Raw genomic sequence first — 19,871 nt, forward strand, 5'->3', positions numbered from 1 at the left:
TTTTTATAATTTGAGTACTTAACACCTGATGAATATTTATTAAATATACCATTTAATCATCAGAATATCAATTAATTGAATCGTTTAATTCGTTCTATTTTAGGACTTTAAACAACTTCAGTTTAATAATATGATTAAAAAAGGAGTTGCATATGAGTTTTGTATCGCATCATGTTGAGCGTAGAACACGGAAAAATACATTTTTACGGCAAATTAACCAGATTATCAACTGTGCCCCTATTGAGAAGGAAATAAATAAAGTATACAGGCATGGACATAGCGTAGATTAGCGTAGATGGACGCCATCGTACCCAGGGTTACTACTTTTCAAGATGATGCTTCTACAAATCAGGTATGATTTAAGTGACCCAGGCGTTGAAGATGTGGTTAATGATAATCTGTCTGCCATGCGATTTTGTGGATTACAGATTGAAGATGATGTTCCTGATCATAGTGTTTTGTAAGGTTTCAGAACTGAGTTAACAGTGAAGAAGGCCTTTGATCGACTTTTAAGGAAGTTCAATAGGCAACTGAAGATCGAGGCTTTATGGTTAAAGAAGGTGCTGCTCTAGTAGATGCCACCATCACCAACACCCCAAGGTGGCCCGGGGGTAAGACCAAATATGAAATTGCTGAAGATAGAAAAGAGGATCTTCAAAGTCAGTGTCGAAACAAGAAGAAGGTAAGCAACTAAAGCTTGTTAAGCAGAAACAGCCTGGTGTAGACGAACAAGGAAGATGGCTTAAAAAAGGAGGAAAGCTTCACTATGGATTTAAGAAACATATTGCCACCAGTCAGGAAGGATTTATTACAGCAGTTCATACCACCACTGCAAATGAACATGATAGTAAAGGTTTAAAGCCACTTATAAAAAAAAACTCCGAAGTCAAAAGTTAATAAAGGCACCTATGCAGACAAATGCTACCAGATTCCGGATAATGAAAAGCTTCTGGAAGACCTAAACATCAAAAACTGTTTGCAGCACAAGGCTTATTGCAATAGGCCATTAACCCCATAGGAGATCAGATTTATTAAACTCATTAGTAAAGATCGGTATAAAGTGGAACGAACTTTTGGCGGAATGTCAAGGTGGTTTGGGGCAGGTATTGCAAAATATGTGGGACTAGAAAAAACGCATACTCAACATGTAATGGAGGCCATAGCCTATAATTCATTCAGGTCTCCTGGAATTATTATGTCTAATTGCCAAAATTAAAGCTAAAATCGTTCAAAAAACCCTTTACACCTATTAAAAAGCGAATGAGAAAGAATAAAAAAAACAGAAGTATAGTTATGAAAATAGTACGATTACATCATAAATCAAAGAAATAAACAGTGCCCTCGTGTTTTGCAAAGGTCTCGTTTTAAGTGAATCTTTTAAATTTTTGTCATGTACTTAGATTTTTTTCACAATAAATCACACCGCTCTGAATATGTGGATGATACACAAGGCATAATATATACATACCGTACACTAAAAAAGAATCCGCACAAAATTTGTAAATGATAAGCTTGATTTTAGATGAGTGAACTAAGAAGTGAACAAGCTTAAATATACCTTCCGAAATTGAGATTAGCTCAAAGGTTTAAATATTTTGGCGAATCCCCCTCTCTCCGCAAGCTGTACTGAACATCAATCAGTTGAAAGCAGCAGGTATATACGAGGGACTATTCAGAAATGTTTAGTCCCTTTTTTATGTCTTTTTCTTAGTCAGATAGGCACCCTCAAAAATTTTTTTACTACTTATCCCACTTGCATAATATTCCAGGAACAAGGAAACCGTGAAGAAATTAATCTAAGCAGGCATATTACTACAAAGGGCATCGACAAAAGAGCAGGGAATAATTTCGGAGAAACTTAGTTTTAAAAGTTAGTTAAGGCTCTTTTTTATGCGGCAATTTTATCAATCAGCATTTTAAAGGTAATCCGGATTAGTTACAAATCTTAGGTTTAGATATAAATTTTGCAGAGACGGTAGAGGAAAAAGTTGACATCCTTAACACCTCTGAATTGTCTTCAGGAGTCTTCGATTTAATTTTTCACATCAAGTAATAACATAAGTATTAAACTAATTTAATGAATGTATTCATATTTTATGTAACCATATGGTCGTGTATGTCGTTTTTAGGCTTTTAAGTACGGAAATTACAATAATATGAAAATGCATACTATTACTTTTTATTGGAAGAATCTGAAACTTCGAAAGAAATTTTTTGTAACCTTTGGGTTGATAATCTTTTTGTTAGTTATTATTTCAGTAGTTGCGATTGGTGGAATATCAGGACTACTAAAATCCACTTATAGTGTTAGTAGGTCAAATGATTTGAAATATAGTATTTCAGAGCGATATGCTGATCACTTAGAGTGGGCATCTGAAATAAGTAAGTTGTTTAATAATGATACTATTACGAAGTTGACTATTGAGCAGAATCCGCATAAATGTAAATTTGGACAATGGTATTATAGTGAGGAAAGAAAGGCTGCTGAAGAACAGGTGCCCGAAATAAGGGTATTGCTGAAAGAAATTGAAGAGCCTCACAAAATGTTACACGCGTCAGCTACAGAAATTGCTAATTTATATGAGCAAGTTGATGAAACCCTCAGTATTAGGCTAAGAGAGGCTAAGTTAGACCATTTGATGTTGATGCAGAGTGTTAAGCATATTGTATTAAATGGTGTCCCGGTTGATCGCATTAATGTTCAAAAAGATTCTCAAGAATGTAAATTGGGTTTGTGGCTTCACTCAGACAGGGTCAAAGAAATAGGAGAACAGCATCCTGAATTTAAACATTTAGTTGAGTTGTTACGGATACCTCATAATCGCTTGCATCCAATGGTTAGTGTTCTGGAAAACTATTACAGAAGTGGCGACTTACAAGGGGGTAAAGCATATTATTTGAACAAGATAGAGCCAATAGCAAATGAGGTGATAGCTAGATTGGATGAAATTATAGACTGGAACGATAAAAAAATGAATGGAACAAATGCTGCCAAAAAAATATTTAGTACCACCACGTTAAAGCAGCTTGATATTGTAGGAAAAAAACTGACTGGCATAAATGCTTTATTTTCGGAGCAAATAAAAAAGAAGGAAGCGGTGATTAATAAGAATAGTGAGAATGGATTAGTTATGGTAACTATGTCATCTGTTGTTGTTATTATAATATCGATCTTTTTTGCCTTCGTTATTACTAAGGGGCTTGTTAATCCGATCTTAAAGAGTGTAGCATTTACCCAAAAAATCGCCGAAGGAGATTTGACCGCAAGCATTGATATTGACCAAAAGGATGAAATAGGTGAATTAGTATGCTCTATGACATCGATGAAGGATAAATTAAAAGCAGTTATTAGTGATGTAGTTGAAGGAGCAGATAATATAGCCCGGGGTAGTTCACAGGTTAGTAACGCTTCGCAACAGTTATCGCAAAGTGCAAGCGAACAGGCATCGTCTATTGAAGAAGTAGCATCAACAATGGAGGAGATTACAGTAAATACCAGTCAAAATACTGCGAATGCTAATAAAACAAGTAAAATGGCTATGAGTGCGCAGGGAAGTATTTTAAATGCAGGTAAGATGTCGGAGGAAACACTGCATGCCAACAAACAAATATCACAGAAGATTTCAATCGTTTCAGATATTGCCGTGCAGACAAACATACTGGCACTTAATGCAGCTGTAGAGGCTGCTAGGGCTGGCGAGAATGGAAGGGGATTTGCAGTTGTGGCGAGTGAGGTAAGGAAATTGGCTGAGAGAAGTAAAACTGCTGCCGAGGAGATTGTATTTCTTGCAAGTGAAAGCTTTGAATTGGCTGATGCTAACGGAAAGAGTATGAAGGATATTTTGCCACAAGTTGATGAAACAACTTCACTAATTAACCAAATATCATCTGCTAGTATGGAGCAAACCCATGGAGCAAATCAAGTAAATGAAGCTTTGCAACAATTAAGTAGTATAATTCAACAAAATGCTGCTGCCAGCGAAGAGTTAGCGAGTAGTTCCGAGGAGATGAGTAGTCAGGCTGAACAGTTAAAAGCACTAGCGAATTTCTTTAAAGTTAACTAATAGAAGAACTATGGACTTTAACTTTTCTTTAACGGGTTTTAACCGCACCTTAACGAAAGAGTAATGTCTGGATAGATATTTTTGTACTGATCAATAAAAATTGATGACTATCTTTTTTAAACAGTTAATGTTTTGTTGAATCTTTATTAAAATATTGTTCTATGTTTGAGTTATGTAAGACCGTATTAAATGGAGTTCATGAAGACAAAAGCCTTTTTAGAAAGGAATTAATTAAATCCATCTCCTGGTTAAATGCTGATGACCAGATTAAGCTTCAAGCCTGGGTACGCAAACGTTTCGGTGATGTACATGCCGATGTGATTGATGAGATACTGAATACTAAGTACCTGTTTGCCTCATAAAATCTCTTATTAAGCATGTGTCGCTTCTGGCGGTACATGCTTTCTGTATATCTGTGCTCGATGATAAGCATGGACGTGCTTCTAATGCCTAATAGTTTAATTGTTAATCATGTTAAGGAGAAACTTTTATGAAAAGTCTACTACATTCTTATTGTAAAATTTTAGCGCTATCGATTCTGTTATTCAATACTCAACAGAATACTTTTGCGATCGGGGATAAAACAGAAATTTATACCCCTTATACCAAAGTGTCAGTATCCCCGGGAAGTACAGTTAATTACACCCTGGATGTTATCAATAATGATGAAAGGACCATCAATGAGAATGTCCATATCAGCAGTATACCACGATCGTGGAACTATTCCCTTACAGCAGATGGGATGAATATTAATAAATTAGCGGTGAGAGCAAATGATAAAAAGGCCTTAAAATTAAAAATTGATATTCCCTATCGGGTTAAAAAAGGATATTATACTTTTTATGCAAAACTTGGCAATGGAGTTTCTTTGCCCTTAACTGTTAATGTAAGTAGTGCAGGCGCTAACGAAACAGAACTTTCATGTGACCAAAAAAACATGGAAGGAACTGCAAAGTCTAACTTTTCGTTTAGTGCAGTGCTGAAAAATAAAACAGCCAATCAACAGCAGTATGCCTTAATGGCATCGCCACCTAAAGGTTGGAGTGTGGTTATTAAAGCAAACCATAAGCAGGCTACATCAACAGAGGTCGATGCCAATGGAACAAAAAATATTAACTATACCATTAAAGCACCCTACAATGTAAAGGCCGGAACTTATAAAATTCCTGTCAAAGCAGTATCCGGTTCAACATCTGCTGAAATGGAGTTGGAAGTGGTTATCACCGGTACTTACGAAATGTCTTTTTCAACTCCAAGTGGCCTGTTAAGTGCTAAAGTAACTGCCGGAGAGGATAAAAAGGTAGAGCTTCTTATTAAAAACACAGGTTCTACAAAACTTGAGGATATTGAACTGTCGGCATCGAAGCCCAAAAATTGGGAGGTTTCGTTTGATAGTCAGAAAATAGAAAGTCTGGAGCCGGGAAAAGTAGTTACTGTATTTGCAAATATTAAGGCCGACAAAAAAGCTATTCCCGGCGATTATGTGACCGAGATTACGGCCAAAACACCAGAGACAAGCCAGGATCTATCTTTTAGAATTATGGTTAAAACACCCATGCTAATGGGCTGGTTGGGTATGATAATTATATTATCTACGATTGGAGGTGTCGTGTTTTTAATCAGGAAATTCGGAAGGAGGTAAGTATGAATAATTCAGTTATTCAACTCAATGGGGTTACAAAAAAGTACGGCGACTTTACCGCTGTCAATAACCTGGACTTATCGATTTCCCAAGGGGAGGTATTTGGATTACTGGGCCCCAATGGAGCCGGAAAATCAACGACTATACTAATGTTGATGGGACTCACGGAGCCTAGTTCCGGAACCGTTAGTGTATGCGGAATTAACTCCACATCAAAACCCATTGAAGTTAAAAAGAAGGTAGGCTACTTGCCCGAAGATGTTGGTTTTTACGATGATTTAACGGGCTTAGAAAACCTGATATACACCGCCCGGCTGAATGGCTTGGATTACCATACAGCCCAACAAAAAGGGAATGAGCTACTAGAGCGTGTAGGACTGAGTAGCAATAAAGACAAAAAAACGGGTAAGTACTCTAAAGGAATGCGCCAACGATTGGGTTTGGCTGATGTGTTAATTAAAAAACCGGAAGTTATCATATTGGATGAGCCAACAACAGGTATTGATCCTAATGGTGTTGTGGATTTGCTTGATTTAATTAAAAAACTCAGCGTAGAGCAAAATATTACAGTATTATTCTCTTCTCATAACCTGCATCAGGTACAGCAGGTATGCGACCGGGTTGGAATATTTGTGGGTGGAAAGCTATTGGCCGAGGGAAATATCAAAGAGCTAGCCCAGAAGTTGTTTAACCGTGGCACTCACCTCATAGAAATTGGGGTAGGGCATGGTGATAAATCCTCAATTAGTGCCGATGAGTTAGCGAGGCTTCTGAACTCAGTAAGGGGTATTCAGAAAGTAATGGCTAAGCATGGCCACTTTCAAGTTGAATGCTCATCTGATATATCTTCAATCATAGCAAAAACAGTCATTGAGGCCCAATATCAACTTAATTTCATGAGAAAAAAAGAATATGGACTCGATGCTATTTATAACCGTTACTTTGAAGGAGGATTAAGCAATGACTAGTATAAGTACATCGCAAACTAATCCCTTTGGGGTTATTGTTAGTAAGGAAATATCCGACACAGTGAAAAGTTGGAAGTTTATTATTATGGTGGCATTGGTGTTGCTGACATGCACGGGGTCACTGGTTGCTGCCCTTGATGATTTCACTGCTGCCATAAAAGGAGGAAGTGCTGACGATGATTTCTTTTTCCTGAAGCTGTATACGCATTCCAATGGTACCTTACCATCATTCCTGGTTTTCGTTAGTTTTCTTGGGCCATTACTGGGCATTAGTATGGGCTTCGACAGTATAAACACTGAACAAAACAAGGGCACCTTAAGCAGACTGTTGGCACAGCCCATTTACAGGGACTATATTTTAAACGCTAAATTTATTGCTGCTTTAACTGTACTCAGTGCTCTTTTTATTGGTCTTGGATTATTGGTACTTGGTTTTGGACTGATTTTTATTGGAATACCGCCCACGGCTGATGAGTTGTCAAGAATCATTATTTTCTCTATTGTAAATATTATCTATGTTGGCTTCTGGCTTAATTTGTCCATTCTGTTTTCGGTAAAATTTCGTCAGGCGGCAACATCGGCTTTGGCTGGGATTTCGATATGGCTTTTCTTTACTATTTTCTATACGATGATAGTAAATCTAATTGCTAAAGCTTTGGCGCCTGTAAGGTTTATTAGTGAATATCAGATGGTCAGTTTTCAGCGTTTTATCCAAAGTTTTCAGCGTTTCAATCCCGGACAGTTGTTTAATGATGTAACGACCACCTTATTACGGCCATCGGTACGCAGTTTAGGCCCTTTAACAAGCGAACAAACCATTGGGGCTATCCCCAATCCCTTGCCATTGGGGCAGAGTATAATGTTAGTGTGGCCACAGGTGGTAGCCCTTATTGGAGGAACGCTGTTATTTTTTGCCATTGCTTATATCTTATTTATGCGACGAGAGATACGTTCGAGATAAGGGTTAATTTTATTAATAACAGACAATAAATAGTTTCATTTTATAATAAATCATTCTAAACAATGGATATCCTTGTAAAAAATATTACCAAAAGGTATGGTGCGCAAAAAGCCTTGGATGATTTGTCGTTTGAGGTGAAAACAGGCGAAATCCTGGGTTTTCTTGGTCCTAATGGAGCCGGTAAAACCACAACTATGAAAGCAATCACCTGCTACATCACTCCCAATGAAGGGGATATCACTCTAGGAGGGAAATCGGTTCATGATTCTCCTGATGAGGTAAAGAAAAGCATTGGTTATCTGCCAGAGAATAACCCTTTGTATTTGGATATGACTATTTTGGATTATCTCAATTTTATTGGTGAGCTACAGGGGGTTAGTAAAAGTAATATTAATTCGCAGGTTGAAAAAATGATTCGAATCTGTGGTTTGGATCAGGAAAAGCATAAGAAGATAGGAGAATTATCAAAGGGTTATAAGCAGCGCGTGGGGCTGGCGCAAGCCTTAATTCACGATCCTGAGGTGCTTATTTTGGATGAGCCGACCACGGGTTTAGATCCCAATCAGATTATTGAAATACGTAAGCTCATTAAAGAAATCGGGCGAGAAAAAACGGTGATTCTGAGCTCGCATATTTTAGCTGAGGTAGAAGCAACCTGCGACAGGGTTTTAATCATCAATAAAGGAAAAATCGTGGCCGATGGCACTCCTGAATCATTACGAAAAGAAGCACAGGGAACTGAAATCCTCAAGGTGGGGCTTAGTGTATCGGACCGAAACGAAGCGTACAAGGCTTTAAGTGATATTGACGAGGTGGCAACTGTGTCATTTGCAGCTGCTGATAGTTGCATTTTCGAGGTTGAAAGTCATGTGGGTAAAACATCCGTTGAAAGCATCTTTAAAATGTGTGTAAGCAAAGGTTGGTTTATTACTCAGTTAACACCTATGGAAAAGAATCTTGAGGATGTATTCAGAGAATTAACGCAGTCGGCCTCATGAAGGAGAAAGAAAATAACCCGATGATTTAATATTGAAATGGTATGCATACACCCAATTGCCATGACGCACTGTCTTAGTATGTTGAAGATTAGGTTGGTGTGTAAATACTTTAATCTTGATACTAAATATTATGAAACAAATATGGATAATAACAAATAAGGAATTGAAAGGATATTTTGATTCCTTGATGGCATATATACTCATTGTTGTGTTTCTGGGCTTGAGTGGTTTCTTCACCTGGCTCTATGGAAATAATGATGTATTTTACATAAATAGAGCAACTATGCAGCCTTTTTTTGGCATTGCATACTGGACGCTTTTTATATTTATACCGGCCTTAACCATGAAACAACTTGCTGAAGAGTTTAAAACAGGAACCATAGAGTTGCTTTTAACCAAACCTGTTTCGGATTGGCAAGTGGTTACCGGTAAGTTTTTGGCAACCTTTTTTCTGATTGCTATCACCTTAGCTTTAACATTGCCTTATTATATCTCTATAGCTAATATAGGGCCAATAGACCATGGCTCCGTGCTGACCGGGTACTTAGGTTTACTATTGATGAGTGCAGCGTATATTAGTCTGGGTATTTTTGCCAGTAGCATCACATCTAACCAGATAGTGGCTTTCTTATTGGCTTTGATTATTGGTATTTTCTTTCAAATTCTTTTTGGCATTATCTCGAGGGCTTTCCCCGGTATGCCTGGAGATGTTTTGTCATATCTGGATATGCAATATCATTATCAAAGCATTATACGGGGTGTCATTGATAGTAAAAACATAATTTACTTCGCCACAATAATTATAGGAGGCTTAATGGCATCTGAACTTTCTCTTGTAAAGCGTAACATTAACTAATTTGAAAATCATGAACGATAAGCTACGATTTAAATATTATATCGCATTGGCTTTAGGCGTGTTGGTCTTAATTAACGTTTTGGCTAATCGATTTTTTGTTCGACTCGACTTTACCGAAGATCAGCGATATACGCTTAGTGAAACCACTAAGAATATTTTAAAAGATATTACAGAACCCATTACTGTTACGGCCTATTTTTCTGAAGGTTTGCAACCTCAGTTCGACCAGCTGAGAAATGATTTTAAGGATCTGCTGACAGAATATGCATCTGGCAGCAACCACCAATTGGTTTTTGAATTTATTAATCCCAATGAAGATGCACAGGAAGAACAAAAAGCTGTGCAGGCTGGTATTCAAACGGTGATGATTGAAGCGCGGGAAAAAGATCAGGCCACTACAAAAAAGGCTTTTATGGGAGCCGTGGTGCAGATTGGTGAAAGCTCTGAAACAATACCTTTTGTCCAGCCGGGTGCGCAAATGGAATATGCACTTACTACGGCGATAAAAAAAATGACCATTCCGGATAAGGATGCCATTGGTTTTATTATTGGGCATGGAGAGCCGGGCTTAGGAGAGCAAATGCAGGTGGTGCAAGGATTAGAAGTTTTGTATGTGCCTGAAGAAGTGAGCTTATCAGACAGTGTAAATTTGAGCAAGTATAAAACGCTGGCCTGGATTAATCCTCAGGATTCCATTCCTGAAGAGCATTTTGATTATGTAGAGCGCTTTCTAAAGCAAGGTGGCAATCTACTGGTCGCATTTAATAGGGTAGATGCTCAATTGAATCAGGGAATGGGCTTTGTTAAATATACCGGCATGGGCGACTGGCTTAAAGAACAGGGTATTACTGTGAATGAAGACTTTGTTGTTGATGCCAATTGTGGATCGGTAAACCTTCAGCAGCGTCAGGGTATCTTTATGGTGAACCGTCCCATTAACTTCCCCTATCTGCCTATTTTATCCAACTTCTCCGACCATCCGATCACACAAGGGTTAGGAACTATGATTATGCAGTTCGGTAGCTCCTTGACTTTTAGTGGTGATTCGTTGTGCACTTTTACGCCATTGGTGTTTACCTCCGATAAATCAGGAAATCAATCTGCTCCGGTATATTTTAATATTGAAAAACAATGGCAGGAGAGAGATTTTACCGCATCAAAACTCACAGTAGCAGGGCTTTTAGAAAAAGATAAGCATAAATTAGTTGTTGTTACTGATGGGGATCTGGCCATTAATGGAGTCGGAGAGGAGATGCGACAAGTTCAGCCGGATAATGCCAATTTTATAGTCAATGCCATTGATTTTATGAGTGATGATACCGGCCTTATCCAACTAAGAAGTAAGCAGGTGAAGTTACGTCCGTTGGACCAATTGGAAGATGGGGATAAAAATCTGTTGAAGATTCTAAACTTTGCCTTACCGATTCTTATCATTCTTGGTATTGGTGTTTATCGTTATCAAAGAAGAAAATTTACCCGCTTAAAAATTAAAGGAGAAAGCTATGTTTAGAAAATTAGATATCAAAACCTTGAGCTGGGTATTTATGGCCCTGCTCATTCTGACGGTTGCTGTGAAGCTAGTAGATAGCAATAGAGGAGTCAACACCCTTGCGACTGAGCTGTTTAGTATTGATGTAAATACGATTTCATCAGTAATTGTAAAGCCTAAAATGCTAAATGGCAAGAGCATAGAGCTTAAAAAAGTAAATGGAGGCTGGCGCGTTTTATCTGATGGAAAATCATATAACGGTGATGCATCTACAATAGATCGATTGATTAATCAGTTAAATGGATTAAAACCCATTCGACTGGCTTCGCAAAGTAAAGAGCGTTGGAATAAATTTGAGTTGACCGATTCCCTTGCTACTAAAGTGCAGTTTATGGGGGCTGAAGGAGAATTGGCAAAAGTATATATCGGCAAGTTTTCATATTCGCAGCCCAAAACAAATTCAATGATGCAGCAGAACCCCTATATGCGACCTCAGGGAACCATGACATCTTATGTCCGTTATAATGACGAAGAAGAGGTGTATGCTGTTGAGGGTTTTTTGGGAAGTACAGCCAATAGAAACATTGATGCATTTAGGGATAAAACATTGTTAAACACTAACAAGGCTGGCATTGGTAAAATTGAGTTTAGTTACCCTGCCGATAGTTCCTTTACCATGGTAAAAAATGAAGGTGTTTGGATGAGCGATGGCATTGCACTTGATTCTGCATCTGTCGCCAATTATTTATCAGGTATTACGTCGTTGAGAGGGGGCGATTTTAGTAATGATAAGAGAACTACATTTACTCACAAAGCAAAAATATATTCCGGTAACGGAACGGTGCTCGAAGTCAATGCGGCTATTGATGATGAAAAAGCAATATTATCGACTTCTCAAAATCAAGGAACTGTTTTTAAAGAAGCGTTAAGCTTAAATTTCAATAAACTGTTTGTTTCAAAAAAGGAACTCTTGAGGTAATCGATTCCATAATTTTTGCCAATAAACTCCCGATCGTAGACTTTCTATATCGGGAGTTTTGTTTTCAGTAAATGAATATTGATGTTCTGAATAATATTTAGCAGCAGGTGTGCTCCAATAGAATCTTTAGTCCCAGTCCAATCAGGACTAGTCCTCCAAAAATATCAATCCCTTTATTGATTCGGGTACCGATCTTTCTGCCTAGATACACACCCACAACAGAAAATAAAAACGTGGCTAAGGCAATTACGAGCATGGCCATCCAAATATTAACATCAATCAGTCCGAACCCAACCCCAACAATTAAAGCATCAATACTTGTCGCCAATGCCATCCCGGCAAGCATCAGATTATTAGTGGGGTTAATTTTACTATTTTGTTCACCTTTATCAATAATGCCTTCATAAATTAATTTACCACCAATGATCAAAAGAAGAACAAAGGCAATCCAATGATCGTAACTCTCAATGACAGACCGAAAAGTACTCCCCACCAGCCAGCCAACAAGGGGCAAGCCACCTTGAAAAACGGCCATGAAAGTAGCTACTTTTAAAATGTGCCTTAGTTTTAGGGTTTTACAGCACGCTCCTGTGGTAATACTTGCTGCCAGGCTATCTATTGATAAGCCAGTTCCAATTAGAATAAGAGATAATAGATTCATCAAATAAGTCACGCCTTGATCTTCGAATCCTGAAAAGCAAATTAGACTCGATAGATTCTGTTAATATACTTCTTTTATTACGGAGGGGCGAAGATAAATCTTTTCAATAGCTAAACAAAAATGCAAAACTTGGTATATATAGTATTGTAACATTAATTTTTGATAGTTAATGGTTTTATTGCAGGTATAGGAGAATGTTAATTGGTAAGAGTAGTAAATATTTTACTGGAGCTTATGCTGATTTGGTGTCCCCCCGGAAAGATTGTATTTTCACGTGAGCAAAATAGCAATGATGACGCAAACAGATTTATCGAAGTATAATAACGACTGGTTTAATGAAGGAGCCGGTCTTGTGAAGCGCAGCCTCTGGTTTATGGTGAATGCACTTTTCTTTATCAACCCGCTGAATCCTCTGTCGGGTATTAAGGTGCAATTGTTGCGACTGTTTGGTGCGGAAGTGGGCAAAGGAGTGGTGATAAAGCCCGGTGTTAACATCAAGTATCCCTGGAAGCTGGTGCTGGGTGATTATACCTGGATAGGTGAGCGCGTGTGGATCGATAATCTGGAAAAGGTAGTGATTGGGAGAAACTGTTGTCTATCTCAAGAATGTTTGATTCTTATCGGCAATCATAACTATAAGCTTAGCACCTTTGATCTGATGGTTGCCCCCGTTGTTATTGAAGATGGCGTGTGGATGGGGGCTCGCAGCATTGTTACAGGCGGTGTGCGCTGCGGTAGTCACTCTGTATTGTCAGTTAATAGTGTAGCCTCTGCTAATCTTGAGCCTTACGCAATTTACCGGGGCAATCCGGCCCATAAGGTGAAAGATCGGCATATAGAAGAATAAGGGCTGATGTTTTTGCCTCTTGTTTACTTAGTTGCTTAGTGTTTTAATCTTGATACTTAAGTTTTACTACTTGATATACTATTGTTTTACACATCGCAAGCATTCGGGAAGTGCTTCTTAAACAAGTTGTTAAAATCTTCACGCGAGGTGTAACTAACGGTGCCTCCGGCTACTGTAGTGGACAAGGCGGCATTACGGCAGGCCAGATCGATGGCAGCTTCCAGGCTTTGTCCTTCGATGCGGGCAGCCAAAAAACCCGCGTTAAAAGCATCGCCGGCACCTATGCAGTCAATCACCCGTTTGTTCAGATAGCTTTTAAAATGGCTACCCCCTTCCGGTTTTATCACTTGGCCACCGCTGCTGCCTTGGGTGCTTACAATGGCATGGTGGCATAATTGGGGCAGCTCAGATGCCTTTATTTTATTGCCGCTGAGTAAAAAATGCAACTCTTTTTCGTTGGGAAAAAATACATCTAAATAGGGTAGTAAGGCTCTCAGGTCGGTATCCCATTCATCGTTAACATCCCACTGCGGATCCAGCGAGGTATGCACTCCCTTTGAGCGAACGAATTTAAAGAAGTCGGGTAGTACATTCTTAAAAAAAGGCAGTACGTAAGGGTTGGAGATATGCAGGTAAGCGGTTTGCTCAATAAGTTTGCGCGGTACATCGCTGGGCATAAGGTGCTCCATGGCGCCGGCATATGTCAGGTTGGCTCGTTCCTCATCATGACTCATCACCACGGTGCAGCCAGTTTTGTAGGCCGGTTTTTCCACCATGTAATCGGTATTGACACCCTGTTGGGTCATCAGCTCTTTAAATTGCCGGCCAAAGCCATCGGCTCCCACGGCACCGATGTAGGCCACACGTGCTCCCAGCGCTGCCAGATGAGCGGCCGTGATGCCTGCCGAGCTGCCTAGTACCACATCGAATTGTTGAGCCAATACCTCTTCTCCGTAGGATGGTATCTTCTTATAACGATTGAATATTAAATCAATGTTACAGTCGCCCACTACAACTATATCGAATTTTTTCATTTGCTTTAACGTGTTTCAATAAAATCAACACTTACCGATTCAATCTTGTCTAATTTTGCCAGAATACTACTAACCTTACTTTGCTGGCAATGCCAGTCAATGGCGCAACGTAGGTTAAAATCCTGTCCTGTAATGTGTGGGTTTTCCTCCTTCATCACCTTCATCACATCATTCATAACGCCATAGTCGAAAGTAACACGGTAAAAGTCATCCACCGTTTTTTCAATGATGGTGCCATTAGCAATAGCATCGATACTGGCTTCTTTGTAGGCGTTTATTAGCCCGCTTGTACCCAGCTTGGTGCCCCCAAAATATCGAACTACCACAATTAATACATTGGTGAGCTCGTGCGAGCGTATCTGTCCTAGTATAGGCTTGCCCGCCGTGCCTGAGGGTTCCCCGTCATCATTGGCGCGGTAGCTGTTACCATCGGTGCCCAGCTGCCAGGCAAAGCAGTGGTGGCGGGCATCGTAATATTGTTTTTTCAGATGTGCCACATGCTGTTTTATTTCTTCTTCATCGTAAACCGGATAGGCATAGCTAATGAACTTACTTCCTTTTTCTTTATAGATGCCCTCCGATGGATTGGCTAGTGTATTGTACTTATCCGCTTCTGTCATTGATCTCTTACGCCTTCTGTTATTTCAGCCAGTGAAAATAATAAAAATATGCCACTGCACCTCAATGTTAATGTTTGTTAAGGATGCCTTTTTGTTGCAAATGATAGTAATACTATTAGACGTGGATGTATATATTTGCAGCCTCAAAACAGTAAGAAATCTGTTTTAAGGGCAGTTTTTGCAGCTTGAGACAAATTTTGTTGATGTACCGCTAAGGGACGATCGGTCGTCCTTCCTAAATTCGTTAGAGTAGTAATTAATATAGTCAGTAAGGAGGGCTCTTCATTATTATTATGAAGGCCCTTTTTCGTATCTTCGCCAAAAATGTTGAATAAAATGAGTAATTTCAAAGAGGATTTAATGAGGGTGAAGGCCTTTGTCTTCGATGTGGATGGGGTATTATCATCGCAAATGATACCCATGCACCCTTCGGGCGAACCTATGCGAACAGCTAATATTAAAGATGGCTTCGCCTTGCAGTTGGCTGTTAAGCTAGGCTATCCTGTGGCCATAATTTCTGGCGGAACAACACAGGCGGTGCGGAAACGTTATGAGGGGCTGGGTCTTAAGCACGTTTATCTGGGCATATCGGATAAATGGCCTTGCTTTCAACAGTGGATGAAAGAAACCGGTGTGAAGGCTGATGAGGTGATGTACATGGGAGATGATTTGCCCGATTATCCGGTGATGAAGCGTGTGGGAATTCCGGTGTGTCCGTCCGACGCTGTGGAGGAAATTAAGTCGCTGTGTAAATATATCTCTGACCGCAAGGGTGGAGAAGGCGCGGTGCGTGACGTGATGGAACAGGTGCTGCGTGCCCATGGCAAGTGGGCGCTTGACTATATCTGGTAGAAAATAAATTAAATAGCGGGTGATGGCAGGATGTGTGGGGCAGTGATAACCCGTATAATCATTAAAATACAACACAGGTGAATTTCCTACGACTCATACGTTACAAAAACTTAATGATGATAGGTGGCATGCAGTATGCACTGCGCTACGGATTGATACTGCCCATACTCGGCCAGTATGAGCTAAGTCCGGTATTATCTGATTTTCTTTTTGCCCTGGTGGTGCTGTCCACTCTTCTGCTGGCCGCCTCCGGGTATATCATCAATGATTATTTCGACATTCGTATCGATCGTATTAATAAGCCGCAGAAAGTATTGGTGGGGCGGGTCATCAGTCGTCGTACTGCCTTGTTTTGGCACGTGGTGCTCACGCTAGGAGGTATTCTTCTGGGGTTATTTATCGCCTACATTTCCCGCAAGGAAATATATGCCCTGATGTTTATTGGCGTACCCGTGCTGTTGTGGTATTATAGCACTACTTTTAAGCGCCATATTGTAATTGGTAATTTGGTTATTTCTTTGATGACGGGCATTGTAGTGTTGCTGGTAGTATCGGTTGAGTTTGCCATGCTGGCTAAGGTGCACGGTGAGGCGGTGATCCGCACCGAAGCATGCTCGGTGGCCTGGTTCTGGACCAGTGGTTTTGCCATCTTTGCTTTTCTAAGCAATTTTGTACGCGAAATAATAAAGGACACGGAGGATATGAAAGGTGATAAGGCGGTTGGTTGTAAAACGTTGCCCATTGCACTGGGGCTGCCCTTAACCAAAACGTTTGTGCTGCTTATCGAAGGTTTTACCCTGATAGCTTTATGGAGCATCTATTTCTTTGTGGATGCCTTTCGTCATATTCCTTATGCCTTGCCTTATTTTATTGTAGGTTTTACGCTGCCGCACCTTCTTCTGATATTTACATGGATGCGTGCCCGTGTTTCTGCGCAATATCATCGGGTAAGCACCATCAGCAAGCTCATTATACTTATGGGCGTTATCTTCATTGTACTTGTGGGTCAAATGTTTTAAAACACATCACCCCATCTTCATTATTTCTTTGTCAGGCTGTCGCCACGAAATAGTTTATATTTGCTCTTCACATTTATAAAGATCATATAAACCATTACTACGTGGCAGATAACTACAAAATTATACTTGCATCGCAATCGCCCCGGCGTAAAGAGCTGCTAAGCCAGTTAAATATACCGTTTGATATTCTGATTAAAGAAGAGGTGGAAGAGATATTTCCCTCTGGGATGCCAGCCGATGAGGTGCCTCTTTTTCTGGCCCGGGAGAAGGCGAAACCCTACCATGATGATTGTAAAAAAGATAATTTATTGGTGATTACGGCTGATACCGTTGTGTATTGCGATGGCAAAATATTGGGTAAGCCGGCCGATAAGGCTGAGGCTGTGCGTATGCTACAAGGTTTGTCGGGGAAAGCCCACGAGGTGATTACCGGCGTGGCCTTAACTACAGGACAGCGGCAGGCAGGATTTACCGCTCGTACTAAAGTGTTTTTTAAAAGCCTAACAGCCGACGAGATTCATTATTACATTGACCATTACCAGCCCTTTGACAAGGCCGGAGCCTATGGTATACAGGAGTGGATTGGCATGGTGGGCATCGAGCGCATCGAAGGCTCGTATTTTAATGTGGTGGGCCTGCCGGTGCAACGCTTATATACCGAACTGAAAACATTTAATATTCAATAAAATAATAAGAGATGATAAGGAAGATTCTATTGACATTGGTGGCTGCCTTGCTGTTGCAGGGGCAGGCCCGTGCCGATGAGGGAATGTGGATTCCCATGTTACTGGAGAAGTATAATATAGAGCAGATGCAGGCCATGGGCTTTAAGCTTACCGCCGAAGATGTTTACAGCGTTAATCAGGCTTGTCTGAAGGATGCCGTGGTGATTTTTGGCCGTGGCTGTACCGGCGAACTGATCTCCGATAAGGGCTTGATCGTGACCAACCACCACTGCGGATACGGTCAAATACAATACCATAGCTCGGTGGAGAATGACTATCTGACCAATGGTTTTTGGGCCATGTCGCCAGAGGAAGAGTTGGTGAATCCGGATCTGACGGTGACTTTTCTGAAGCGTATGGAAGATGTGACGGAGCGCGTGCTCGAAGGCACTAATGACGATCAGAATGCCGAGGAGCGCAACAAGCAGATTGCTGCCAATATTAAAGCCATTAAGGACGAAGCGGTGGAAGGAACTCACTATCAGGCGGTATTAAAGCCTTTCTTCCACGGCAATCAGTATTTTCTTTTTATCAACGAGATTTTTAAAGATGTGCGTTTGGTAGGTGCCCCGCCATCGGCCATCGGTAAGTTTGGTGGCGATACCGATAACTGGATGTGGCCCCGTCATACCGGCGATTTCTCCATGTTTCGTATCTATGCCGATAAGGATAATAAGCCGGCTGAATACTCAAAGGACAATGTGCCCTACAAACCTGCTAAGCATTTTCCCATTTCGCTGAAAGGGGTTAATGAGGGTGATTTCACAATGGTATTTGGTTATCCCGGAAGCACCTATCAGTATGTTCCGTCGTATCACATTGCCATGTTAACCGAAACGGTGAATCCCAAGCTGATTGATGTGCGCACCGAGAAGTTGAATATCATGAATCGCTATCAGGAGGCCGACCCCGCGGTGCGTATCAAGTACGCAGCCAAGAATGCACGCGTGTCCAACAGTTGGAAACGCTGGATTGGGGAGAATCGTGGTTTGGAAATACTAGATGCCATTAATAAGAAAAAGGAGTATGAGGCGGCCTTTACGCAATGGGCCAAGGCTGAGGCGCCTGAGTATGCCGGTTTGCTGGCACAATACAAAAAAATATATACCGATTATACGCGCTATAACCTTACTTATGGCTACTACCGCGAGATGATACGTTCCAACGGTATGGAGATCGCTTATCTGGCGGGTCAGATGGAGATACTAAAGATGCTGTATAAGGATACGGAGTTGGATGATGAGGCTGTGAAGAAGGCAAAGGAACATCTGACTGAGCGAGCCACCCTGTTCTTTAAGAACTATTATAAGCAGTTGGATAAATCACTGTCGGCGAAGTTATTAAATATGTATGCTGAAAATATAGAGGCGAGTTTTCAGCCTAATGTGTATGAGCTGATTAATGGCAAGTACAAAGGAGACGTTAATAAATACGTTGACTACCTGTATGGTAAGTCGATTTTTGATGATGAACAGGCGGTGCTTGATTTTATTGCTGATTTCTCGACCAAATCAATAAAGAAGCTCGAAAAAGACCCGGCGTTTGTTCTGAGTAAGAGTTTTGAAGCCGTGTATAAAGATAAGGTGTATCCGCAGCTAAAAGCATACCGCACCCAGTTGGCTGACCTGGATAAGGACTATATGGAAGCGCAGATGAAGTTTGAATCGGATAAGGTTTTTTACCCGGATGCCAATTTTACCCTGCGTGTATCCTACGGGCAAGTGAAAGGTTACACCGCTCGTGATGCTGTTTATTACAAGCATTTCACAACCTTGGAGGGTATTATGGAAAAGGATAATCCGGATATCTACGATTACCGCGTACCGGCCAAACTGAAAGAGTTGTATGAGCAAAAAGACTATGGACGCTATGAGGTGGAGGGTACCGTACCGGTTTGTTTTGTGGCCACCAACCATACTACCGGGGGTAACTCGGGAAGCCCCGTGCTTAATGCCGAAGGTCATCTGATTGGTATTAACTTCGACCGTGCCTGGGAAGGTGTGATGAGCGACCTGATGTTTAATCCTGAGCAGTGTCGTAATATTTCGCTGGATATGCGTTATGTACTGTTCCTGGTGGATAAAATGGCAGGAGCAGGTTACCTCTTGGATGAAATGACGATTATTGAGTAAGGTATGATGGCCTACGCACTAGTC

Annotated in this window: 20 protein-coding genes and 1 pseudogene; 18 read left to right on the top strand and 3 right to left on the bottom strand. The window is 40.5% G+C overall.

Features of this window, described 5'->3' with window-relative positions:
* Window positions 1-314: 314 nt before the first annotated feature.
* From ACRD7A_RS18070 to ACRD7A_RS18130, 13 genes and pseudogenes are all read left to right on the top strand, one after another.
* Window positions 315-464: pseudogene (locus ACRD7A_RS18070) on the top strand (transposase); the annotation flags it as partial.
* A gap of 83 nt (window positions 465-547) precedes the next feature.
* Entirely contained in the window at window positions 548-694 is a 147-nt protein-coding gene (locus tag ACRD7A_RS18075) for a hypothetical protein (RefSeq protein WP_430812826.1), read from the top strand.
* Window positions 664-897: a transposase gene (locus tag ACRD7A_RS18080; RefSeq protein WP_430812825.1), complete on the top strand. Its 234-nt coding sequence runs from the start codon at window positions 664-666 to the stop codon at window positions 895-897. Before ACRD7A_RS18075 ends, ACRD7A_RS18080 begins: the two co-directional genes overlap by 31 nt.
* Before the next feature lie 142 nt (window positions 898-1,039).
* Window positions 1,040-1,216: a transposase gene (locus ACRD7A_RS18085; RefSeq protein ID WP_430817965.1), complete on the top strand. Its 177-nt coding sequence runs from the start codon at window positions 1,040-1,042 to the stop codon at window positions 1,214-1,216.
* Between the two features lie 940 nt (window positions 1,217-2,156).
* On the top strand, window positions 2,157-4,064 hold the full coding sequence (locus ACRD7A_RS18090; protein WP_430812824.1) for a methyl-accepting chemotaxis protein: 1,908 nt from the start codon (window positions 2,157-2,159) through the stop codon (window positions 4,062-4,064).
* Between the two features lie 161 nt (window positions 4,065-4,225).
* On the top strand, window positions 4,226-4,426 hold the full coding sequence (locus ACRD7A_RS18095; protein ID WP_430812823.1) for a hypothetical protein: 201 nt from the start codon (window positions 4,226-4,228) through the stop codon (window positions 4,424-4,426).
* A 128-nt stretch (window positions 4,427-4,554) separates the two neighbouring features.
* Entirely contained in the window at window positions 4,555-5,706 is a 1,152-nt protein-coding gene (locus ACRD7A_RS18100) for a COG1470 family protein (protein WP_430812822.1), read from the top strand.
* Window positions 5,707-5,708: 2 nt separating this feature from the next.
* Entirely contained in the window at window positions 5,709-6,674 is a 966-nt protein-coding gene (locus ACRD7A_RS18105) for an ABC transporter ATP-binding protein (protein WP_430812821.1), read from the top strand.
* Window positions 6,667-7,635, top strand: coding sequence for an ABC transporter permease (locus tag ACRD7A_RS18110; RefSeq protein WP_430812820.1), 969 nt, complete (start codon window positions 6,667-6,669; stop codon window positions 7,633-7,635). The genes ACRD7A_RS18105 and ACRD7A_RS18110 overlap by 8 nt, the downstream gene beginning before the upstream one ends.
* Window positions 7,636-7,697: 62 nt before the next feature.
* Complete coding sequence (locus ACRD7A_RS18115; protein WP_430812819.1) at window positions 7,698-8,633, top strand: ATP-binding cassette domain-containing protein; 936 nt, start codon at window positions 7,698-7,700, stop codon at window positions 8,631-8,633.
* A gap of 283 nt (window positions 8,634-8,916) precedes the next feature.
* A complete protein-coding gene (locus tag ACRD7A_RS18120; RefSeq protein ID WP_430812818.1) occupies window positions 8,917-9,489 on the top strand; it encodes an ABC transporter permease in 573 nt (190 codons plus the stop codon).
* 10 nt (window positions 9,490-9,499) lie between these two features.
* Complete coding sequence (locus tag ACRD7A_RS18125; protein ID WP_430812817.1) at window positions 9,500-10,999, top strand: GldG family protein; 1,500 nt, start codon at window positions 9,500-9,502, stop codon at window positions 10,997-10,999.
* Entirely contained in the window at window positions 10,992-11,957 is a 966-nt protein-coding gene (locus ACRD7A_RS18130) for a DUF4340 domain-containing protein (protein WP_430812816.1), read from the top strand. The genes ACRD7A_RS18125 and ACRD7A_RS18130 overlap by 8 nt, the downstream gene beginning before the upstream one ends.
* A 97-nt stretch (window positions 11,958-12,054) precedes the next feature.
* Here ACRD7A_RS18130 and ACRD7A_RS18135 read toward each other — a convergent pair whose 3' ends face one another.
* Window positions 12,055-12,618 carry a manganese efflux pump MntP gene (locus ACRD7A_RS18135; protein WP_430812815.1) on the bottom strand — a complete coding sequence of 188 codons (564 nt, stop codon included), beginning with the start codon at window positions 12,616-12,618 and terminating at the stop codon, window positions 12,055-12,057.
* 289 nt (window positions 12,619-12,907) lie between these two features.
* On the opposite strand from ACRD7A_RS18135, the gene ACRD7A_RS18140 reads away from it, so the two are divergent.
* Window positions 12,908-13,465, top strand: a complete 558-nt coding sequence (locus ACRD7A_RS18140) for a WcaF family extracellular polysaccharide biosynthesis acetyltransferase (RefSeq protein ID WP_430817964.1) — start codon at window positions 12,908-12,910, stop codon at window positions 13,463-13,465.
* An 86-nt stretch (window positions 13,466-13,551) separates the two neighbouring features.
* Here ACRD7A_RS18140 and ACRD7A_RS18145 read toward each other — a convergent pair whose 3' ends face one another.
* Together ACRD7A_RS18145 and ACRD7A_RS18150 are read right to left on the bottom strand one after the other, a co-directional pair.
* On the bottom strand, window positions 13,552-14,499 hold the full coding sequence (locus ACRD7A_RS18145; RefSeq protein ID WP_430812813.1) for a carbohydrate kinase family protein: 948 nt from the start codon (window positions 14,497-14,499) through the stop codon (window positions 13,552-13,554).
* Between the two features lie 5 nt (window positions 14,500-14,504).
* Window positions 14,505-15,119, bottom strand: coding sequence for an IMPACT family protein (locus ACRD7A_RS18150; protein WP_430812812.1), 615 nt, complete (start codon window positions 15,117-15,119; stop codon window positions 14,505-14,507).
* A 336-nt stretch (window positions 15,120-15,455) separates the two neighbouring features.
* Between ACRD7A_RS18150 and ACRD7A_RS18155 the strand changes: the two genes are divergently transcribed.
* From ACRD7A_RS18155 to ACRD7A_RS18170, 4 genes are all read left to right on the top strand, one after another.
* Entirely contained in the window at window positions 15,456-15,971 is a 516-nt protein-coding gene (locus ACRD7A_RS18155; RefSeq protein ID WP_430812811.1) for a KdsC family phosphatase, read from the top strand.
* Window positions 15,972-16,048: 77 nt separating this feature from the next.
* Window positions 16,049-16,990, top strand: a complete 942-nt coding sequence (locus ACRD7A_RS18160; RefSeq protein ID WP_430812810.1) for a geranylgeranylglycerol-phosphate geranylgeranyltransferase — start codon at window positions 16,049-16,051, stop codon at window positions 16,988-16,990.
* A 101-nt stretch (window positions 16,991-17,091) separates the two neighbouring features.
* The gene (locus tag ACRD7A_RS18165) at window positions 17,092-17,676 is read left to right on the top strand and encodes a Maf-like protein (RefSeq protein ID WP_430812809.1); all 585 of its coding nucleotides are present in this window, start codon (window positions 17,092-17,094) and stop codon (window positions 17,674-17,676) included.
* 11 nt (window positions 17,677-17,687) lie between these two features.
* The gene (locus tag ACRD7A_RS18170; RefSeq protein WP_430812808.1) at window positions 17,688-19,847 is read left to right on the top strand and encodes a S46 family peptidase; all 2,160 of its coding nucleotides are present in this window, start codon (window positions 17,688-17,690) and stop codon (window positions 19,845-19,847) included.
* Window positions 19,848-19,871: the final 24 nt, after the last annotated feature.

This window comes from Carboxylicivirga longa (assembly GCF_050589825.1).
In the GTDB taxonomy this organism is placed as follows: Bacteria; Bacteroidota; Bacteroidia; order Bacteroidales; family Marinilabiliaceae; genus Carboxylicivirga; species Carboxylicivirga longa.